Source organism: Providencia rettgeri, from assembly GCF_001874625.1.
In the GTDB taxonomy this organism is placed as follows: Bacteria; Pseudomonadota; Gammaproteobacteria; order Enterobacterales; family Enterobacteriaceae; genus Providencia; species Providencia huashanensis.
Map to the genome: position 1 here is coordinate 3,432,079 of NZ_CP017671.1, position 19,763 is coordinate 3,451,841.

General features: G+C 35.5%; 21 protein-coding genes and 1 pseudogene. 9 read left to right on the top strand and 13 right to left on the bottom strand.

Annotated features, from left to right (window positions below; translation table 11 throughout):
• Positions 1–73: 73 nt before the first annotated feature.
• Positions 74–928, top strand: a complete 855-nt coding sequence (locus tag RB151_RS15770) for a tagatose bisphosphate family class II aldolase (RefSeq protein ID WP_042845292.1) — start codon at positions 74–76, stop codon at positions 926–928.
• Positions 929–957: 29 nt separating this feature from the next.
• Positions 958–1,536, top strand: a complete 579-nt coding sequence (locus tag RB151_RS15775; RefSeq protein ID WP_071548311.1) for a DJ-1/PfpI family protein — start codon at positions 958–960, stop codon at positions 1,534–1,536.
• A gap of 218 nt (positions 1,537–1,754) precedes the next feature.
• Here RB151_RS15775 and arsC read toward each other — a convergent pair whose 3' ends face one another.
• From arsC to RB151_RS15800, 5 genes are read right to left on the bottom strand one after another with little or no spacing between them, the layout of a single operon-like run.
• On the bottom strand, positions 1,755–2,180 hold the full coding sequence (gene arsC, locus RB151_RS15780) for a glutaredoxin-dependent arsenate reductase (RefSeq protein WP_071548312.1): 426 nt from the start codon (positions 2,178–2,180) through the stop codon (positions 1,755–1,757).
• A gap of 10 nt (positions 2,181–2,190) precedes the next feature.
• Entirely contained in the window at positions 2,191–3,480 is a 1,290-nt protein-coding gene (locus RB151_RS15785) for an arsenic transporter (RefSeq protein ID WP_071548313.1), read from the bottom strand.
• 53 nt (positions 3,481–3,533) lie between these two features.
• Positions 3,534–5,285 (bottom strand): arsenical pump-driving ATPase, encoded by a 1,752-nt coding sequence (gene arsA, locus RB151_RS15790; protein WP_071548314.1) that lies wholly within the window; start codon positions 5,283–5,285, stop codon positions 3,534–3,536.
• A 13-nt stretch (positions 5,286–5,298) separates the two neighbouring features.
• Positions 5,299–5,664, bottom strand: coding sequence for an arsenite efflux transporter metallochaperone ArsD (arsD, locus tag RB151_RS15795; RefSeq protein WP_071548315.1), 366 nt, complete (start codon positions 5,662–5,664; stop codon positions 5,299–5,301).
• Positions 5,665–5,711: 47 nt separating this feature from the next.
• Complete coding sequence (locus RB151_RS15800) at positions 5,712–6,047, bottom strand: metalloregulator ArsR/SmtB family transcription factor (RefSeq protein ID WP_042845301.1); 336 nt, start codon at positions 6,045–6,047, stop codon at positions 5,712–5,714.
• Positions 6,048–6,288: 241 nt separating this feature from the next.
• Here RB151_RS15800 and RB151_RS15805 point away from each other — a divergent pair, with 241 nt between their 5' ends.
• Complete coding sequence (locus RB151_RS15805; RefSeq protein WP_048608039.1) at positions 6,289–6,777, top strand: isochorismatase family protein; 489 nt, start codon at positions 6,289–6,291, stop codon at positions 6,775–6,777.
• A 203-nt stretch (positions 6,778–6,980) separates the two neighbouring features.
• Here RB151_RS15805 and RB151_RS15810 read toward each other — a convergent pair whose 3' ends face one another.
• The 3 genes from RB151_RS15810 to RB151_RS15820 all read right to left on the bottom strand — a co-directional run bounded on the left by RB151_RS15810 (position 6,981) and on the right by RB151_RS15820 (position 9,686).
• Positions 6,981–7,559, bottom strand: coding sequence for a cytochrome b/b6 domain-containing protein (locus RB151_RS15810; RefSeq protein ID WP_042845306.1), 579 nt, complete (start codon positions 7,557–7,559; stop codon positions 6,981–6,983).
• 483 nt (positions 7,560–8,042) lie between these two features.
• Positions 8,043–8,726: a hypothetical protein gene (locus RB151_RS15815; protein ID WP_071548316.1), complete on the bottom strand. Its 684-nt coding sequence runs from the start codon at positions 8,724–8,726 to the stop codon at positions 8,043–8,045.
• Between the two features lie 522 nt (positions 8,727–9,248).
• Positions 9,249–9,686: a hypothetical protein gene (locus tag RB151_RS15820; protein WP_071548317.1), complete on the bottom strand. Its 438-nt coding sequence runs from the start codon at positions 9,684–9,686 to the stop codon at positions 9,249–9,251.
• 1,530 nt (positions 9,687–11,216) lie between these two features.
• Here RB151_RS15820 and RB151_RS15830 point away from each other — a divergent pair.
• From RB151_RS15830 to RB151_RS15840, 3 genes are read left to right on the top strand one after another with little or no spacing between them, the layout of a single operon-like run.
• Positions 11,217–12,065 (top strand): efflux RND transporter periplasmic adaptor subunit, encoded by an 849-nt coding sequence (locus RB151_RS15830; protein WP_042845314.1) that lies wholly within the window; start codon positions 11,217–11,219, stop codon positions 12,063–12,065.
• A gap of 3 nt (positions 12,066–12,068) precedes the next feature.
• Entirely contained in the window at positions 12,069–13,703 is a 1,635-nt protein-coding gene (locus tag RB151_RS15835) for an FUSC family protein (protein ID WP_071548318.1), read from the top strand.
• 21 nt (positions 13,704–13,724) lie between these two features.
• Positions 13,725–14,384, top strand: a complete 660-nt coding sequence (locus RB151_RS15840; RefSeq protein WP_048608043.1) for a MarC family NAAT transporter — start codon at positions 13,725–13,727, stop codon at positions 14,382–14,384.
• A gap of 389 nt (positions 14,385–14,773) precedes the next feature.
• Here RB151_RS15840 and RB151_RS15845 read toward each other — a convergent pair whose 3' ends face one another.
• Positions 14,774–15,187: a hypothetical protein gene (locus RB151_RS15845; RefSeq protein ID WP_071548319.1), complete on the bottom strand. Its 414-nt coding sequence runs from the start codon at positions 15,185–15,187 to the stop codon at positions 14,774–14,776.
• A gap of 171 nt (positions 15,188–15,358) precedes the next feature.
• Positions 15,359–15,448: pseudogene (locus tag RB151_RS23760) on the bottom strand (Arm DNA-binding domain-containing protein); the annotation flags it as partial.
• Between the two features lie 98 nt (positions 15,449–15,546).
• Here RB151_RS23760 and RB151_RS24630 point away from each other — a divergent pair.
• From RB151_RS24630 to RB151_RS15860, 3 genes are all read left to right on the top strand, one after another.
• On the top strand, positions 15,547–15,711 hold the full coding sequence (locus tag RB151_RS24630; RefSeq protein WP_420720285.1) for a hypothetical protein: 165 nt from the start codon (positions 15,547–15,549) through the stop codon (positions 15,709–15,711).
• Between the two features lie 315 nt (positions 15,712–16,026).
• A complete protein-coding gene (locus RB151_RS15855; protein WP_071548861.1) occupies positions 16,027–16,563 on the top strand; it encodes a GNAT family N-acetyltransferase in 537 nt (178 codons plus the stop codon).
• Positions 16,564–16,601: 38 nt separating this feature from the next.
• Positions 16,602–17,336 (top strand): class I SAM-dependent methyltransferase, encoded by a 735-nt coding sequence (locus tag RB151_RS15860; protein ID WP_042845325.1) that lies wholly within the window; start codon positions 16,602–16,604, stop codon positions 17,334–17,336.
• A gap of 484 nt (positions 17,337–17,820) precedes the next feature.
• Here RB151_RS15860 and RB151_RS15870 read toward each other — a convergent pair whose 3' ends face one another.
• The 3 genes from RB151_RS15870 to RB151_RS15880 form a co-directional block, all read right to left on the bottom strand.
• A complete protein-coding gene (locus tag RB151_RS15870) occupies positions 17,821–18,351 on the bottom strand; it encodes a GNAT family N-acetyltransferase (protein ID WP_071548321.1) in 531 nt (176 codons plus the stop codon).
• A 393-nt stretch (positions 18,352–18,744) separates the two neighbouring features.
• Positions 18,745–19,356, bottom strand: a complete 612-nt coding sequence (locus tag RB151_RS15875; RefSeq protein WP_048608050.1) for a hypothetical protein — start codon at positions 19,354–19,356, stop codon at positions 18,745–18,747.
• 52 nt (positions 19,357–19,408) lie between these two features.
• Positions 19,409–19,612, bottom strand: coding sequence for a hypothetical protein (locus RB151_RS15880; protein ID WP_071548322.1), 204 nt, complete (start codon positions 19,610–19,612; stop codon positions 19,409–19,411).
• Between the last annotated feature and the right edge of the window lie 151 nt (positions 19,613–19,763).

Genomic DNA, 19,763 nt, shown 5'->3' on the forward strand with positions numbered 1-19,763 from the left:
GTGATTTAGATCTTTTACCTTTCTTTATCTTTCGATTATTATAAATCGAAATTAAATGAAAGAAGAGGCAACTATGTTTCTCGTATCGACCCGTAGTATGTTAAATAAAGCCCAACAAGGTGGCTATGCTGTGCCTGCATTCAACATCCACAATCTCGAGACTATTCAAGTTGTGATGGAAACTGCCGCAGAAATGGGGTCTCCAGTGATCCTCGCAGGAACACCAAGTACCTTTGCCTATGCGGGGAGTGATTATCTTATTGCTATCTGCCAGCAAGCGGCTGAACGCTATCATATTCCTGTCGCATTACACCTAGACCATCATGAAGATATTCCTGATATTTTCCAGAAGGTGGTCTCAGGAGTGCGTTCCGCAATGATAGATGCATCCCACTTTCCTTTCGAAGAAAATATTCAAATTGTTAAACAAGTTGTTGATTACTGTCACCAATGGGATTGTACCGTAGAAGCGGAACTTGGACGCTTAGGGGGCCAAGAAGATGATTTGGTCGTTGATGCTGCAGATGCTTTATTTACAGACCCAGAGTCTGCCGTAAAATTTATCCAACGCACTGGTATTGACTCACTTGCGGTCGCAATTGGTACAGCTCATGGTATGTATAAAAGCGAGCCGCACTTAGATTTTGACCGTTTACAAGCAATCCGTCAAAAAACAGAAATACCACTAGTATTACATGGTGCATCAGGGATACCCGATGCAGATGTACGCCATTGTATTGATCTAGGTATTTGTAAGGTAAATGTGGCAACTGAACTGAAAATAGCCTTTTCCGATGCCATCAAACACTACTTTCTTGAAAACCCAGATGCTACTGACCCTCGTCACTATTTAGTTCCAGGCAAAGCTGCAATGAAATCGGTTGTCATGGATAAAATTCGCGTTTGTAAAAGTGATGGAAAGTTATAATTCATTGAAATAAATAATAAAGGAATGACATGAAACAAGTTGCTGTATTACTCGCAGATGGCTTCGAAGAAGGTGAAGCCGTCGTTTTCATTGATATTATGCGTCGATTAGATATTCATGTTGATGTTCTTTCATGTATGGATACCCTGACACTAAATACTTATTTTGAAACTAAAATTAGTGCTGACTACTTGTTAACAGAAAAACTATCTCACAGTTATGACGCAGTAATGATGCCTGGCGGCCCAAAAGGCACCGATCGCCTTAGTAGCTCACCACAAGTTATTGAGTTTCTTCGCCGTCATATTTCTGAAGATAAATATATTTGTGCCCTATGTTCCTCTGGTGCCAAAGTACTCGCAGCTCATCAGTTACTTGAAGGTAGACATTATAGTACTGGTGATAAACTTGCTGAAAAATATAATGATGGGCACTACGTTGATCAAGACGTTGTTGTGGATGGTAAATTTATTAGTGCAAAAGGGCTAGGTGTCAGCTTTGAATTTGCATTTACTGTCGCTCGCTATTTACTTTCAGACAATACTGAGAAAGTAGATTGGCAAGCAAAGCATATCTACTTTAAGCACTGGCCATTGCCTTATTTGTAATCCCTTAATTAACGGGATAGTGCGCTGTAACCTCAACTCGCACTAAAGGCGGCCTTCAGCCTTTAGTGCTTTTTAAGACCGAGCAATATAAAAAAACCGTTTTCACTGGTAATCGCAGGGGGTTTTATCGCCCATTTCATTGAAATAGAGCTTATTTTTCTCATTATTTCAGACGTATTCACGTAAAAGAAAACATAATAAAACCACTAAATAGTTACCTACTTTAGTCTGTTCCCCAGTTTATCAACGATAACCTCACCATCTTCTTTGATAAACACCTTTTGCTGCGGATTTGGCAATATGTCTAATACCACTTCAGATGGCCTGCATAATTTCACACCTAATGGCGTTACCACAATCGGCCTATTAATCAATATTGGGTACTGCAACATAAAATCAATTAATTGGTCATCGGTATAAATCGTTTTTTTTAAGCTTAGTTGCTCATACGGTTCCACATTTTTGCGTAATAGCTCTCTTACCGTAATGTTCATATCTATAATCAGTTGAACTAATACATTTTTAGTGGGTGGCGTTTCTAAATAATAAATAATCGTCGGTTCAATGCCACTATTGCGGATCATCGCTAGAGTGTTGCGTGAAGTACCACAATCTGGGTTATGGTAAATTGTAATTTCATTCATGGAGTTGCCCTTAATTTAGCAGTGAAAGCCTTAGCACTAAAGCAATCAATGTGACGGTGAGTACAGGAATAGTCATAATGATCCCCGTTTTAAAATAATATCCCCATGTAATGGTCATATTTTTTTGTGATAACACATGCAGCCACAGCAATGTTGCTAAACTCCCTATAGGGGTAATTTTCGGGCCTAAATCAGCACCAATGACATTGGCATACACCATCGCCTGTTGAATAACTCCCGTTGCTTGGCTACCTTCAATGGAAAGAGCGCCGATTAATACTGTTGGCATGTTATTCATGATGGATGATAAAAACGCAGTGATAAACCCTGTTCCTAGTGTTGCTACCCATAACCCTTTATCGGCAAGGTAATCAAGCGTTTCAGAGAGGTAATCCGTTAACCCTGCATTTCTTAAACCATACACGACCAAGTACATACCTAACGAGAAAATAACAATTTGCCACGGCGCACCACGCAACACTTTTTTGGTATTAATCGTATGACCTCTAGCTGCAATTCCCCATAAAATTAAAGCACCAATCGCAGCAATCACACTAACAGGAATACCTAATGGTTCTAAGACAAAAAAACCGATGAGTAATAGCGCTAGCACAAACCAGCCTGCTTTAAACGTCGTCATGTCCTTGATAGCTAAAGCTGGTTCACTCAGTTTAGTGACATCATATTGTTTAGGAATATCTTTACGGAAAAACCAATGTAACATCACCAGTGTCGCAATAATCGCAGCAATATCCACCGGCACCATAATTGACGCATACTCAGTAAAACCAATATTAAAAAAGTCAGCTGAAACAATATTAACGAGGTTAGAAACAATAAGTGGCAGGCTCGCTGTATCTGCAATAAAACCAGCAGCCATAACAAATGCTAATGTCGTGCCTTTGTTAAAGCCAAGTGCAAGTAACATTGCAATCACAATCGGCGTTAATATCAATGCCGCACCATCATTGGCAAATAAAGCCGCAACAGTCGCACCGAGTAACACAATATAGCTAAATAATAGTTTTCCTTGGCCACCACCCCACTTGGCAACATGTAATGCCGCCCATTCAAAAAAGCCACTTTCATCTAACAGCAAACTGATAATAATCACGGCAACAAATGTCGCGGTGGCATTCCACACAATATTCCAAACAACGGGAATATCTTGAAAACTAATCACCCCCAAAATAAGGGCTAATACCGCCCCTGCCGTTGCACTCCAGCCAATACCTAGCCCTTTGGGTTGCCAAATAACGAACGTAATGGTCAAAATAAAAATTAATGCGGCAATAAACATAACAACCTCGTTTAAAAGGTGCTTTTCTATGCACCTTTTTCCAAAAGTAGAACTTATCCTGCGAGCTGACTTAATGCGGATATCCCCACAGGCTCTGTCTCAAGTAAAGGGACAATAGCAACACGCTTTGCCAATGTTGATGCCACCTTTTCAATCTGAGAAACCTCCTGCTCTGCCCTTGAAAGTAACAATGGTGAGGTTGTTTCTGTGATAGATAGGCTATTATTAATCACCCATGCCCACGGGTGTATATCTGCACGTATTAAATCATTTTGTAAGTTTTCCGCCTCAAGCACAGGTGTTGTTTCAGCAAGTGTCGTAATAATCACTTTTGTCCTTTCAGGATCTTGCAATTGCATCATAGGGGTTAAGAAGTGGCCCTTCCCTCCCATTTTCTTAGCAATTTCTTTATGGTATGCCCCAGTTGCATCAAGGAGTAATAATGTATGCCCTGTTGGAGCTGTATCCATCACAACAAAACGTTTTCCAGCATCCCTAATAATGCGAGAAAAGGCCTGAAATACCGCAATTTCTTCAGTACATGGGGAGCGCAAATCTTCCTCTAGTAATGCCCGCCCCTCTGCATCTAAATCTTTCCCTTTTGTTTCTAAAACATAACTACGATAACGTTCAGTTTCGGCGATAGAGTCAATTCGACTAACTTGAAGGTTGGGTAAAACACCATCGAGTGTTGACTCAATATGAGCAGCAGGGTCGGATGTGGTCAGATGAACATCTAACCCTTTTTCTGCCAGTTTCACCGCTATTGATGCTGCAATCGTTGTTTTCCCTACACCGCCTTTTCCCATTAACATAATCAACCCATGCTGTTGTTGAGATATTTCGCCAACCAGTTCTGACAAAGTAGGTAAAGAAATAGGTTGTTTTGTCGGGGGAGTAGTTGGAACTTGTGGCATGTCATTAGATAACAACTGCTTCAGTGCATCGACTCCAACCATATTGATATTTTGTAAATAAAGAATATCGACAGGTAACGAGCGTAGTGCTTCAGGCATAGACGCTAATGCGGCTTGTTCACGAGAGTAGAGCGCATGGGATAACTTATCATTGTCAGTTATCGCCGTTTCGGGGAAAACACCATTAACGATCAATTGCTGATTTTTAATCCCCAGAGAAGATAACTCATTGTAGGTTCTCGCAACTTCTCTTAACGCAGCTGACTGAGGACGTGCAACTAATAGTAACCTTGTTAGCGAGTTATCACTCAGCGCTTCCACAGCCATGCTGTACTGCTCGCGCTGTTTTTCAAGGCCAGACATTGGCCCTAAACATGTCGCTCCGTCAGGGTTATCGCTGATAAAATCACTCCATGCACTCGGGAGTTGTAGTAAACGAATGGTATGCCCCGTTGGTGCAGTATCGAAAATGATATGGTCAAACTGACGGGTAATCTGTGTATTAGTCAACAACCCAGTAAATTCATCGAAAGCAGCAATCTCTGTTGTACAGGCACCTGATAGCTGCTCCGTAATACTTTGAATTACCGCTTCAGGTAAACTTTCTTTGATGGGATTAATAATTTTATTTCGATATTCTTCGGCAGCGGCTTGCGGGTCTATTTCAATCGCAAATAGGTTTGGCACTAATGTTATTGGCTTAATGTGGTTTCCAATTGATTGAGAAAATACTTGCCCCACATTAGAAGCCGGGTCAGTACTTACCAATAAAACTTTTTTTCCTTCCTCTGCCAATTTGATTGCTGTTGCGCATGAAATCGAGGTTTTACCGACCCCACCTTTTCCTGTAAAAAATAAATAGTTAGGTGCGTTATCTAAAAATTTCATTGTATATCCCTCGTTAACAACATGTTTTATCGTTACCACAGCACGGCTTAATGACCTCAACCTTCTCAATATTCATACGAATTCCAAACCATCTAGCAAGCTCATGGCGTTTAGGGTATCGACCAGTCAACACAATCTCACCATCAAGAATAAATAGAGGGAGTGATTCCGCCCCCGCGGTTTCCAAAAATGTTTTCACTTTTGTATTGTCAACAAACGCTATAGGTTCTTGTGCTAAGTTAAAACGCTTTACATTCGCCCCTTGTTTTTTTAACCAATCTACATCTGTTGCGAAGTCTACTAATACTTGGTCGACTTCTGTTCCACAAACACCAGTGCTACAGCATAGCGCTGGGTCAAATACTTCTAATCTTTTCATATCTCAACCTTATATATGTTTTTTCGAATATGTTAATTTAAAAAATTTTATGCCGAACAATGACCCACTGACACTTTTGTCTCTAGGCTCTTGAGCAAATCTGCGATTCTATTTTTCTCGGTTGCATAGGTGACATCAATGATATTTTTTACCCATGGAAGTAATGTTGGAGATAAGCGATAGTGAACCCATTTACCCTGTTTAGAATCAAGCAAAAGACCGTATTCTCTAAGCATCGCTAAGTGACGAGATGTCTTGGGCTGTGATAAATTTAATGCGGTATAGATATCACAAACACACAATTCACCTGATGCTTTTAAAAGCAACACGATGTTTAGCCTTGTTTGATCGCCTAAAATTTTAAACAGTTGTAATGGTTCCATACATGCTCCTTTACTCTCTACTATGTATAATATATACACGCCAAACACATACGTCAAAGCATATGTGTTTTTTAACTATAGGTTATCCTAATCCCCCCTTCAGGCAATGAGCCACCACGCTATGGCAATATTTCATACAGAATATGATTAGCATCATTGAGAGTTAATACTAAAAGTTGTTGTAATTCTTTTTACTTTATTTCACACTCAACTCTAATCTAACCTAAATTAACGAGATATTATGAAAAAGGCATTAATCGTTATAGATGCACAAAATGACTATCTTACTGATGGGCGGTTTCCTTTATGGGATATTGAAACGACCTTAATGCGTATATCTGATAAAATTTTAGAATTCAAAAAAAATGACTGTGCCATTATTTTTATACAACATCTATCACCTCTAGGCTCGGCCTTTTTTGACGAAACAACAAAAGGTTGTGAACTTATATCTCAACTGACTAACCTGTCCCAAGATCATTTCGTTGTAACTAAAAGACATGGCAACTCATTTGATGAAACGCACCTTGATGATTTGCTTATAACGCATAATATAGAACATATTGAATTATGCGGAATGATGACTCAAAACTGCGTACTATTTACCACGATTGCTGAACAAGCAAAGAAATATAAAATAACAGTATTAGGGAATTGCTGTACAAGTGTTTCACCCGTGATTCATGCTGTTGCACTAAAAGGCTTATCGAGAATAACAAATGTGATTTAAAGCGGTAATTGGGTTATTTTTTCTATAGATATTATTGCTAGCAAAAGTGTCAAAAGTGATAACCTATACCTATGATTTATTTAACTTTATTAAATATCATAGGGAATAAAAATAACCTTCACCAACTTCATTTAAAATGGAATTGTTTGTTTTTATTAGTATTTAGAGATTCATAAAAAATCATTAAATACATAGGAGCAAAACTAACCACCCATTTTATTATTTTTTTTCCAAATTATAAAATGGATAACCCCTAAACCACCATGACCATAAATATAAATCTCAATTAAAATAGTGAGTGACTTATGAATACTCCTAGCCTCTAAAGCAAATGGAGACTGCTGTAGCCATAAAATAAACCATGTTATACCTGACAAAATAACAATTGATAAAGCCCCCAACCCCAACCCTTGAACTGTTGCAGCAAGTCCTTTAGGAGAGCTATCTGGTAGCTTTTTAGCTAAAAGAGAATTTATATCTTCTTTGATTTGTTTAAAATCCCCCCAGAGATAGGGATAAAAATATCTAAAACCGCGTTGATTAAAACAAGATACGACTAAAAAGAACGTTAAAAAAAAGAGCACAAAACCAGAAATAATATGAATCCAAGTGAATAAATAAGCCATATCAAAAAAAGGAGGAACGACTGACTTTGTTCCTGTCATCCAATTACTAACAATGATTTGCGATATCACTAAAACTAAAATTAATAAATGTAAAATTCTTATTTTTTTAGTCTGATACAGGCCAAAAAAATCCCAAATCGATTTAAATATGCTCACAGTATCTCACCTTTCTTTTTATAATATTTCATTTACACAAAATTTATTAGTTTATAACTCGACTACCTCGTACTGCCAAACCTTGACTGCAGAATATTATATATGAAAAATAACATACATATACTGTTCAATTATGACTCTCTTTTTGTGATAATTATATTTATCATTATAAGGGTGATTCAATTAGACAAGGGTTTACAGACTTTTTACTAAAATTTCAGAAGATAATAAATTACAGAGAAAGGTGTCATTCGCCCAACAAAAAAATACCTTATCTTATTGAAATTTCATTGAAATATATTTTCACCATAACTATTTTTTATAGTAAAACTATAAACAGTTTACGATTTAAATTATTACAAGATTTTTATGCGCGGGAACTATTAGCTTTGATATTTCAAAGTTACGATAGTAGCGTTAAACAAAGAATGACTTTATATGTTTAACGCTATATTTTGGAAAAACCATCCATTTCCGATAGTTTTAATTACCCGAGAAATTACTTATAACTTCATACGTCAATGAATCATTAGAACTATTTATAATTTTTAGTTTTACATTCCCATAAGAAATAACATTGCTTTTTTTAAGGTTATATTGAAGGTTATTTCCAAACCCTTGATTTTCAATGTTTGAGCCTATTTTTCTGTAGCTAATATCTACTATTTGATTATTTATCCCATTAAAAATCAAAGCCTGCTCAAATGAATTACCATCAGGGTTATTTAACTCAAGATATTCAATTTGGGCTTTATCACTACAAACAGCAACATTTAAGTCAGTTACAATACAAATTTCATTAGCATTGGCTCCTTTCTTTATTAAAATTGAACTCCATGGCTGACCAAGAGCCTCAACGACAACAGAACCGGAGTCAATGGTTTGAGCTGGCATATAGAAATCACCTTTGTCACTTGAACCAACTTTTTTGAACACACCAGGAATAATTTTATAAGCCAAGTCTATTTGTATTGGGTTCAATACCTTAATCGCTTTCAGCTCGCTTATATCACCTTCCCTAACTAAACTTTGACCTATGATGGCACGATTAACACTACCTACTTTCGGCTCACTTATTTTATGTGAATCTGGCGTGTAATTATATTCGGTCACTGCACACCCAGATAATGAAAGAATACAACTAACAGAAACTAACAAATTTTTCATTTAATAAGACCCGTGGAAAAAAACATATGTGGACATCAAAGGTTACATTTATAAACAAATTCTAACAAGCAATTCTCTGCGCTCCTGTTAGCGGATAACCACTAAATCACTCATAGTAACCTGTAACTTTCTTCCTTTCTGGCAGGTCACCCGCTACAACGCGTTAATTTAGAGGTGGCTTGACTTTTTCAGCATCCTGAATAGCTCTGATTCTTTCCATTTGAGTCATTATTACCATTACAGGTTTTAAAAATTACTGGTAAGAAGTTATCCCACCTTATACCTATAATGAGTCTGTCGTCGTTTCAGTGATCAATTTAGTACTATCATAAGGCATAGATAACGGGCGCATTATCGCTGTACGAATTCATGGGCTTAGCTATCAAGCTAAAGGCGGTAAAGTATGGGATAAGGATATTGTAGGTAAGCTTATTTAATTATAAAACAGGTAGAGGGGCGGTTTTAGCTAACTAACTCGCCCTTCTAACAAAAAAGGATTAGGAGAAACTATATTAGCTATGTTTAATAAAGGCAGTTAGAAGATGACCAGTCTTTAATTAATCCATTTTTATCGGTAATAAAGTTATCTACGCATAAGCGAGGGTTATTAAGGTACGGGTCATTAGAACTGTTTTGGGTTTTCTTAAAGGTATACTGAGATCCCCCATCCTGTCTCTTATGAACCCCAAAAGGGCTGCCCCTTTGCATTATTAGGTCATCTATAGATTTACCAATCCAACTTTGGCGGCGATTTTTGAATTCATACTCCTCTTTTTCTCTTTCTAATTGTGCTTTTGATTTCATTGTAGTGGTGTTATTTCCATTGTTTTTGTGCTTTGCACCAGGGACACCCGTTAATGCATAAGTTATATCTGATATGGTATCTCTATGTTTCTGAGTACAACCACTTAATATGATCAGTGAAACTAAAATTATACTTAAATTGAATTTTTTATTCATCGAAGATAGCTCAAAGTTAATAATTAGTAATTATTTCATGTAGATATGAAATTTAAGTGTATCTTATACTAACTATAGTAATTATTAGACATATGAGAATCATCCGATATTGAAATAAACACAACCTAACCCCCAAATATTGCGCCGTTCAAAACGGTACGAAAGATATCGCATGGCTATTTTTTCGCTCTACCAATTACAATCTCTTACTAAAACTTTTGTATCATAATAATCTATTGACCTAATCATTTTTATACATCTGATATTGTGAACAATAATTAATTTCAATCTGAAGTTTTCTGTGGTAGTAAACTGAGAACAACAATTAATAGTAGGCAATTATTGGATAAATACAGCCATTAATAGGCTTCAATACTCTATTCCCCTTCAAGGCCAACTACGAATTCACTCTTTTTCTCGCGATTTAAGCACGGTTTTTCTTGGTGATATTCACGATCACATACTGTGATTACTCAATCCTGAACGCTGTGTCAGTCGGTCTATTCTTATCCACGTTTTGTGGTTACGAGAACCATTCAGGATAGTCGGTTATCTCCATGAGATATCCATAAAAAAGCCCCCTATATGTTGAATGATATGTCCAACTTTTTGGGTGCAATTCATAAGCGGGTTAGTTTTTGATGGCTACTGAGCTCTTCCTAAATGAAACCCATCAACCCTATCAATACGTATTCTCCATAAGAATAGTGGCATATCTGCGGATGGGTGGCTTAGTATTTTAACGTCTTTCATGTGTAGTATTGTTACTATTTTTAATGGATTTGCGTCAAAGTCAGCAATTAAATGGTTGTAATAAAACTGAATAATTTCACCACATTAAGAGGTAGCTTATCCATAGGATATATTATCATTACCAATTTAAATTGTATTTCTGATTAATTGCACCAATGTAAATATCTATTTAGTAAATTATATCGTGTTCTATTTAGTTGTCTTGTTATTAAAATAGTACAGACTTAATTAATAAAAATGCATGAGATTACTAGTTACAATGCACATAATTAAGATAAATTCATTTATCTGCACAATAACCAATCATGATTAATTTTGGCATTTAACTCTGACAAGTTAACTTTTGGTGCTTTCAAGTTTTACATCGGTATTTATTGGTAATATAATCGGCTAAATTCATTATTCCTATCATGTAGTAAAGTAGAAATAAGAAAATCGTAACATTTTACAGTTTATATAATTAAAGCAATTGTTTGGGTTTGTTATATTTTAAAAATTATACTGCGATGTAAATTTACTACCTACAATAGTTAATGTCGCCAAATATCTCTTTATAATGGGATAGTCGTATGAAAGATTTAATTCTAGGGGGTACGGTTTTTATACCCGGTATTGCTTTGGTATTTTTTTTAGGTTTCTTTTTTTGGTTATTGATTAGGGTGGTTTACGCAAATTTAGTGTGCAAATATGAATATGCGGGGAGTTTATTCGATATTTCCATACTATTTTTCTGCGTTTTGGCCGTTCATTCATTATTAATTTATAGTTGGTAATATAATGAATATAAAGAAATACTTATTAATTATTATATCTGTTTTTATCATCATTTCGTCTATATATTTATTATGGAACCATTATGCATTAAGTCCATGGACTCGTGATGGTAGAGTGCGCGCTGAAATCAACCAAGTGACAGCTGAGGTTTCAGGGAAAATTGAACAATTGATGGTCATTGACAACCAAGAGGTCAAACAAGGTGAATTGTTACTCATCGTTGACCCTACTGATTATGAAATTAAACTACGTCAATCTGAATTAGAACTTAATGATTTAGTAGTTCAATACAATTTTGCAAAGAACCAATTAGCAAGGCGGACTAAATTAAGTCAAGTTGCAATATCTAAGGAAGAGCTAGATGATGCTAGAGCCCGCCAGGAAAGCTTAGCTAAGAAAATTGAATTAGCAAAAGTGAAGATTGAAAAAGCTAAACTTGACCTATCAAGAACACAAATTCATTCACCAGTAAATGGTTTTATTACTAATTTGAATTTACGTTCAGGGAATTATATTAATGCAGGTTCCCCTTTATTTGCGATCGTTGATAAAGACTCTTTCTATGTGATTGCTTATTTAGAAGAAACTAAAATGACCAATGTTGTGGTTGGTGATAGTGCAAGTATAAAGTTATACAGTAACAATCATGAATTAAAAGGCAAAGTACAAAGCATTGGTAGAGCAATTGATGATAACAATTCCACGACAGGGAGTCTGTTACTTGAAAATATACAGCCTAACTACCCGTGGGTTCGATTAGCGCAAAGAGTACCAATTAAAATATCATTAAATGGCACTCAAGGAGTTACACTTATACCGGGTACGACTTGCACTGTATTTATTGAAGACTAAGTGATGAAACTAAACTGGATATTCGCAGTTAAATATATGCTAGCGATTTTATTGGCTTGGTATATATCTTCATATTTTGGTTTTGATAAGCCCTATTGGTCAATGATGACGGTCGCAATCATTGGCTATCCAGACCCATCATTAAGCTTGGCTAAAATGGTGGCACGGCTTGCGGGAAGTTTTATTGGCGTTATAGCAGTAACATTAATCGCTAATATTAGTATCAGTGACCACTGGCTGTTTACCGCCCTGATTATTATTTGGCTGTCAGTATGTTTATTTATGGCGCTGACCTCACGTTATATGATGCCTTATATGTTTTCACTTTCGGGGTATACTTCTGCAATTATTGCTTTTGGTACTTCAGTTTATCCATTGCCTATGACTATATTTAATTTGTCTCAAGAAAGGCTAATGGAGGTCATGATAGGTATCATTATTTATACATTTATTAGTTATGCTTTGCCAAATAGAACGAATAATCTACAAACAGTTCTACTGAAAAGAAAAATAAGTACGGATAGAAAAGATGTGTTATCAAGTGTGTTCAAAGGAAACTATGATAATACGATGAAAAATCTATCTATTATCATTGCTGATAGTATTGCCCATGATGAAGTGAGTAAATATGAAAGTCATTTTTTATCTTTTAAAAAGGCACACAGTAAGGTATTAAAATTACCTATGCTGGTCACTATATCTATTATTGGTTTAGTCGATCGAGCATTTTTACAGTATGAAAAATATAATCAAATATTAAGCTTGAAGAACAAGGTTGATAATCCCTCTACCTCTCAGTTTTATGTTTTTTTTGATTGGAAAGATGCTTTTTTAAATACATTAAGGTTAGTTGTAAGCCTAGTGATTAGTGTCATTTTTTGGCTTAATACTGGTTGGGAATATGGCTACATATTACCTGTGCTAGTGAGTATTTCTTTTACTTTTGGGGTTACTATTCCCAATGCTAATAAGCTTGCTTTTATTGTATTTATTGTTGCTCTCTTGGTTATCGCACTTAGCTATGTATTGAAGTTTTTCTTTTTAATACAAGCATCAAGCTTTATGCAAGCAGCTTTGATTATGACCCCTGTTTTCATCCTTTTAGGTGTCCTGAAAACAGTCGGTAAATTAGCATTTCTGATTTCACATATTATGTGTATTTCATTAATATTTTTAATTAATTTTACTAATCCAATGAGCTTTGATTTTGTCTTTTTTGCTAATACAGCCATAGCACTTATTTTTTCTATCATTATAGTGATCTTGATGTTGTATATCATCCCATTGAGTAATACACAGCAAATAGAATCTCGTAAAGTTAATTTCATTTTACAGAAGATAAATACAATACCGTTAAATGAATTGGCTCTCATAAAAATCCGTAATACCTTACTAATGAATGTGAATTCATTATATGAACATAAAAATATTAACCAATTTTACGTGTTAATTGCATTGATTAGCCTATATGAATTATCCGAATCTGAGCAGGTAAGAAAGCTGATAGTAAGTATCATTAATGCAGTATCAATAAAAGATGATAAAGATAATATATTGAAATCTCTTAATGGTACTGAAAAATTTTATTCTGATATTAATGTAAAGTATGCCAAAGACGTTATTGGCTTGTTGTTATAACCATAAATATATGAGGTGGTCATGTTTGAATTATTAACTGCAATAGGTATTGGGTTAGTGGTATTGTTGCCATTATCAAATCCACTAACTACAGTTGCATTGTTTCTTGGTTTATCAGGTGGAATGACAATTGAGGCTCGTAAAAAAACTATAAAAATGACGCCTGTATATGTCTTTTTTATTATGTTGGCCTCATGGTATTCAGGGCAAGCGATCATGAATACCTTTGGTGTTACTATTCCTGGTTTGAGGATTGCAGGTGGTTTTATTGTTGCCTACATTGGTTTTCGTATGTTGTTTCCTATCGCTGAAAATAGCCGTAATGTTGAAGAGGGAAAAGCGGTAGATAATACATCTAGTATTGCATTTGTTCCTTTAGCTATGCCAAGTACTGCAGGGCCAGGTACTATAGCGATGATTATTAGTATGGCTTCATCAGTAATCACCAATGAAAGCGCTTACCCACATTGGGTTGTTATTGTCGCGCCACCGCTGGTATTTTTAATTTTTTCTGTGATCCTGTGGGCCAGTCTAAAAAGCTCAAATCTTATTATGAAGTTTTTTGGTAAAAGCGGTATTGATGCAATATCTAGGCTGATGGGATTTTTACTGGTTTGTATGGGCGTGCAGTTTATCATTACGGGTATAGGAGAACTCACACGTTCTGGTTTTTTTAGCTAGTTTTGATCAATGTTATCGTGTATTGCTCTGATTTAATATATAAATAACACCTTATTCAGCTCTTACTCCTCAACTGAATAAGGTGTTATAGCGTTTTATTTTTCATCGCCAGTCAACAAAGGTGATAAATTAATATCGAATAGTATTAATTATCTTTACCATCTCTAAATCCTTTTAGAATATACAAAAAACACATTAGTGAATATGTTATTACTTAATTTTTAAATATAGTTACTAACTATTTGAAATTACAACGCCTTTTCATATTTACATGAGAAGTGGATATAATTTAAATATAATGTTAAAAAACTATCTAACTACCTTTGTTAACGAGCCCGAAAATCATCATTCTTATTCCCCTACCAATAATCAACTATTCCCCATAAAAACTAATTACTTTTAGGTTTGTATTTAGCCCTGTAAACCCGTTTTTCATCATTAACACACTCCAAGGTAAACACTTCATCTATTGATCCGACTCTTACTTTAAAGTGTGTGCTGCTATCAACATCAATTACTGTTGGGTAGGCGTTACTGAAATTAGAAATTACAATCTTTGCTATTGATTTACATTCATTAAATAGCATTTTAGAGCTATCAGACTTATCCAAAACGGGGGTTTCACTATTCGGAATTTTATTGGTAACGGTCATCTCTAATAGCTCTAAGGGAGTATAAACAACGGTAGGCTTCTCCTTAGCGATACCAAAAACTGGAATTAACATACATAACCATATTATTTTCTTTATATTTTTATATCCATTAATGTTACCAATAAATGATTTAATCAAAATCGCTATCATGTTGAACGGACCTATTTTTTGTCTTATAAAAAGATATGGTCGACACTACTCGATTGTTATCCACTAGAAAACAGAAAGCACTGCGCCCTATGGTGTGTAAGAATCTCACGCTATCAGCTCTAATGTGAATATCTACCATATCAATGACTGGCTTCTCACACATTACAATTATACATATAAAGCCAGCCTTTTATCTTTACCAGCATATCTATATTTTATACGCCAATACTTAGAGCCATTCGGGGTAACTTCTAAATACATGGCTAAAGCCGCGACAGAAAAACCCATCAATTATCTACAAATATCTTTTCAGCAAGACTGATACAGTAAGTATTGATATCGTATTTGAAAGAGCACTAATTCACCACACTAATGATTACAATAGTAATTATAATGAAATCCATAGAATTCTAAATGATTATGGGTATTTTATTATTCAGGATAGAAGCATGAAAATGTTGCCCTATCGGGTGGAGAACAACACTTACGTGGTTTCCTCTTTGAATGCTTTTCAAACTGATTGAAATTGGAGCTATACGCAGTCCAATGCAGCAACAAATTGAAACTGTATTACAGCAATATGGCTTCAAACTTGTTTCCTCACAGTTTTTTTGTGAGGCACAACGTGTTTATGAAAACTTTTCTTCCCTAGAGCGAGATATTAGCGCTCGTACAAACCGCTCCATTTGCATGAGTTAGATAATAATGAAATTACCTTTTTAACAAACACATTAACCCCACTTATCCAAAAATTATTAAATAATATTATTGGTATATTTGGGGCGCCAAAAAAATTATTGATTCTATTTACTTTTATTTCTAGCACTTCAAGAGACTCTATGACTATCCAATATTTCAGTCGCCATACATCGCAGTTATCTAATGACCAAAAAGAGGTTATCTACACTTTGTTATATCAAAGCTTTGACTATGATTTTTCTCGAGATGACTTTCAGCATGCTTTAGGCGGCATGCATATTTTAGCTTACGACCAAAAACATGTTGTTGGCCACGTATCCATTGTTCAGCGCAATATGGCATTAGGTCATCACCCAGTCACTGTCGGTTATGTTGAAGCCATGGCAGTATTAGAAAGTTATCGCCGCCAAGGTATTGGTCGACAGCTCATGCAGGAAACCAACAAAATTATAGAAAACTGTTATCAACTCGGCTTACTTTCTGCATCTGAAGAGGGTTTTCCTCTATATCAATCAGCAGGATGGCATGTTTGGGAAGGAAAGCTGTATGAACTCAAACAAGGCTCTTATATTCATTCCATTGATGAAGAAGGCGGCGTTCTTGGGTGGACAAAAGATAAAACGATTGATTTTTCCCAACCACTCTATTGCGATTTTCGCAGTGGTGATCAGTGGTAACAGCTTGAAGATAATTTATAACGATACTGAGACTATCTATGAAAGAACAGAATATTTATGATAACCCCATTTTTTTTAAAAATTATCAAACATTAAGGGTCAATGATACGGGCCTTAATGGCATCATAGAAGAACCTGCATTAAGGGCTCTATTACCTGATTTAAAAGGTAAAATAATTCTCGATTTGGGATCTGGCTTTGGTGATTTTGCACGGTACGCACACAGCAAAGGGGCGAAAAAAGTTTACGGTATTGAGCTTTCAAGTAACATGATAGAACAAGCCAGAAAACTGACCCAAACCGATGATATTGAATATATTCATGCGTCAATGACTGACCCTATGACTTTCGATGAACGTTTTGACTTTATTATTTCCTCCCTCGCAATCCACTATATCGAAAACTTTAATCAGCTCGCAAGCGAAGCATATTCTCACCTCAAAGAGGGTGGGAAATTTGTATTCTCTGTGGAACATCCGATGTGTACCGCACATGCTTCTTCATTTATGAAAAATGAATCTGGTGAATTTATCTGTATGCCTGTCGATAATTATCAGAATGAGTCTATACGTCATACCTCATGGTTTGTCGATGACGTTATTAAATATCACCGAACAGTCGAAAGTTATATTATGGGATTACTCAATGTGGGATTTGTGATTGATGCTCTTAAAGAGCCTAAAGTCATCAATGAAGCCCTATTGGAAAAACCGGAAGCTGAAATTTTTAATCGATATTCACCTTTTTTAATTATTAGCGCACACCGTTTGTAATAGCAAAGTTGTAATATCCGCTCTGAGTTAAGTTAAGGTGTCCATCACGTAGGATCACCATCAAGGGGTTCACATGACGGCTTATAGAGCGGAGTTTTTTACATTGGAAGATGAACAAAGAAAGCGTAAAATCAGTTAACCCACTGAATTTTAGGCATAAAAATAGACATGATTTGAAGTCTACAGGATTCAATATAAAGACATACCTCATTAATTATAAACATTTTATATTCATTCAATTTCGTATCATGCTTCCAATTATGTCCCCTTTTTATTTTGTGACTCAAAAATTAAGAGGTTCAGGCTTCAGTTTTCCCAAAGCCACCAGCATTGCAAAATATCATCAATTGGTAATTTCATTGCAGATAATGAAATACCAACCGGAAATAGTTCTACTCGTGTTTTCCACGACTTCGTTTCAAACGGAACTGTAAAATTAACACAGGTACGACTTCAAATTTAATCAGCTATTAATCAATCTTATTTAAACTTTACTTTCAGGGTTTAGCTTGAACATGATGGTTGTTGATTCAAGGTCGCCATGAATTGATTGAGCGAACTCAGGGATTTCACCACTAACCTGCCATCCTAGAGAGGTATATAAGCTAACAGTTATTCCTTTGGTATTTGTATCTAATGTTAGAAGTGTCAATCCTGTTTCCCATGCTATTTGCTCAGCCGCTAGCATTAATCTCCTTGCGAGACCTTTGCGCCTGTAATCAGGTAATACCAATAATTTACAAATTTCTCCTCGGTGTTTGCCATTTGGCTTTGTACACAAATCAAGTCCAACAACACCAACGATTTTATTATCTACCTCTACTGAGATAAGCTTAAAATTGTTTGTTGATAAAGAGTGATTGACACCAACCCAATAATTTTTCATATCACCTATTTGATCTTTTGCGTCAGTATATCCAACACTAGCCCCACCAAGGACGCATCTATACAATAAATTGGTCAGCTCATCTATTTTGTTATCGCTTATTTTGTCACTATAACAACGTATAATCATATTTGCGCCTCAATAAGGGTCTCATTGCACAATAAGTTAGTAGATTAACTATGAATTAATTGAGCACACAAGTAACTAAAATTTTATAGATATATTTGAAACTCCTCGGTAACTTCGGAGCAGCTGAACTGGTCATCTTAAAGAGGAACAATGAAAGGTAGGTAACTAATTGTGGGTTAGTCTAAAGATGTGAAATGTCCTCTTTAGATTTTCCGATTTCAAATCGGCTTATGATACTAACTTTTACTAAGCAGTAACTATCTGCGCCCCTGTTAGCTGATAGCCATTAAACCTCTGTAGCTTTATGAGTAAATTATTAAAATAATAGTTCGTAATTAATTGTTAAATATCAGACTAAGAGGATATTATAATTTTAATTACGAACTATAGTAACTATTCTAAGAAAAATGAAACATCAATACTCCCTCGATAGCTTCCCGCTTTGATATTTCCATTATGACAAAGGTTGAAATATAATGTTTCTTTAGTGCTACTATTTGACATATTCCCTAACTTAATACGGTCATAATATGGAATAGCATCACCATTTCCATTTCTACAAATATCTGGGGTAGATGCTGCTCTTGAGGTTACAATATATGGCCTTTCTGTTGAATCCGCTGTATTGCCACTAAGTGAGTCCAAGGCCATTCCAGCCAAATTTGTGCCTGAATTATTTCCCGAACTTGTTTCCCTATGTAATTGCTGATTAGCTGAAACTACCATTAAAAGCTTACCTGCTGTTACACAATTAATATGCATACTCGCAAGTTTAGTTTCAAGCAATTGATTCTGTTTTCTCCCCGCAAGTTGATTACCAAATTTAATATCAGTCGAGCTAAGAGGAGCCACGGTACAAGAATCTAATGCCTCAACACTTAAACACTCGTTATCTAAAAAGTAGGGGAATAAATGTGCCCACCCTGAGATTTTTCTATATAAATCAATTTTATATCCAAAAGCAATAGACTCACCAGGCAATAATTTATATCTGCCTTTAACCACTGAGGCATCTCCATTTATCGAATGCTATACGTGTAAACTCTTTAGCGCTTATTCATGAACTATAATCACGAAAATCTGAAAATTGACAGATATTTGCTACTCCATCATGCCAATTAGATATCATAGAATTCAGTTCTTTGTCATTTTCGATTGTGCCATTATCAATCTTGCTAGTTATTTTCTCTAGCAACTCCTGCTTTTTCTTTATTGTGATACGACTAACTTTAATAGGTTTCAAGCGTTCAGATAATGACATTAAGGCCTTCTAATTAAATTAATACATCTTAATTCTATTAAAATACCCCCACGAACATATATGTTCTAGTTTTTTCATTTTATGGAAACGGGTAGTAGGTAACTTATTGATATTTAAAAAGAGTGCTTGTTTTCACTGTGGAATTAATTCC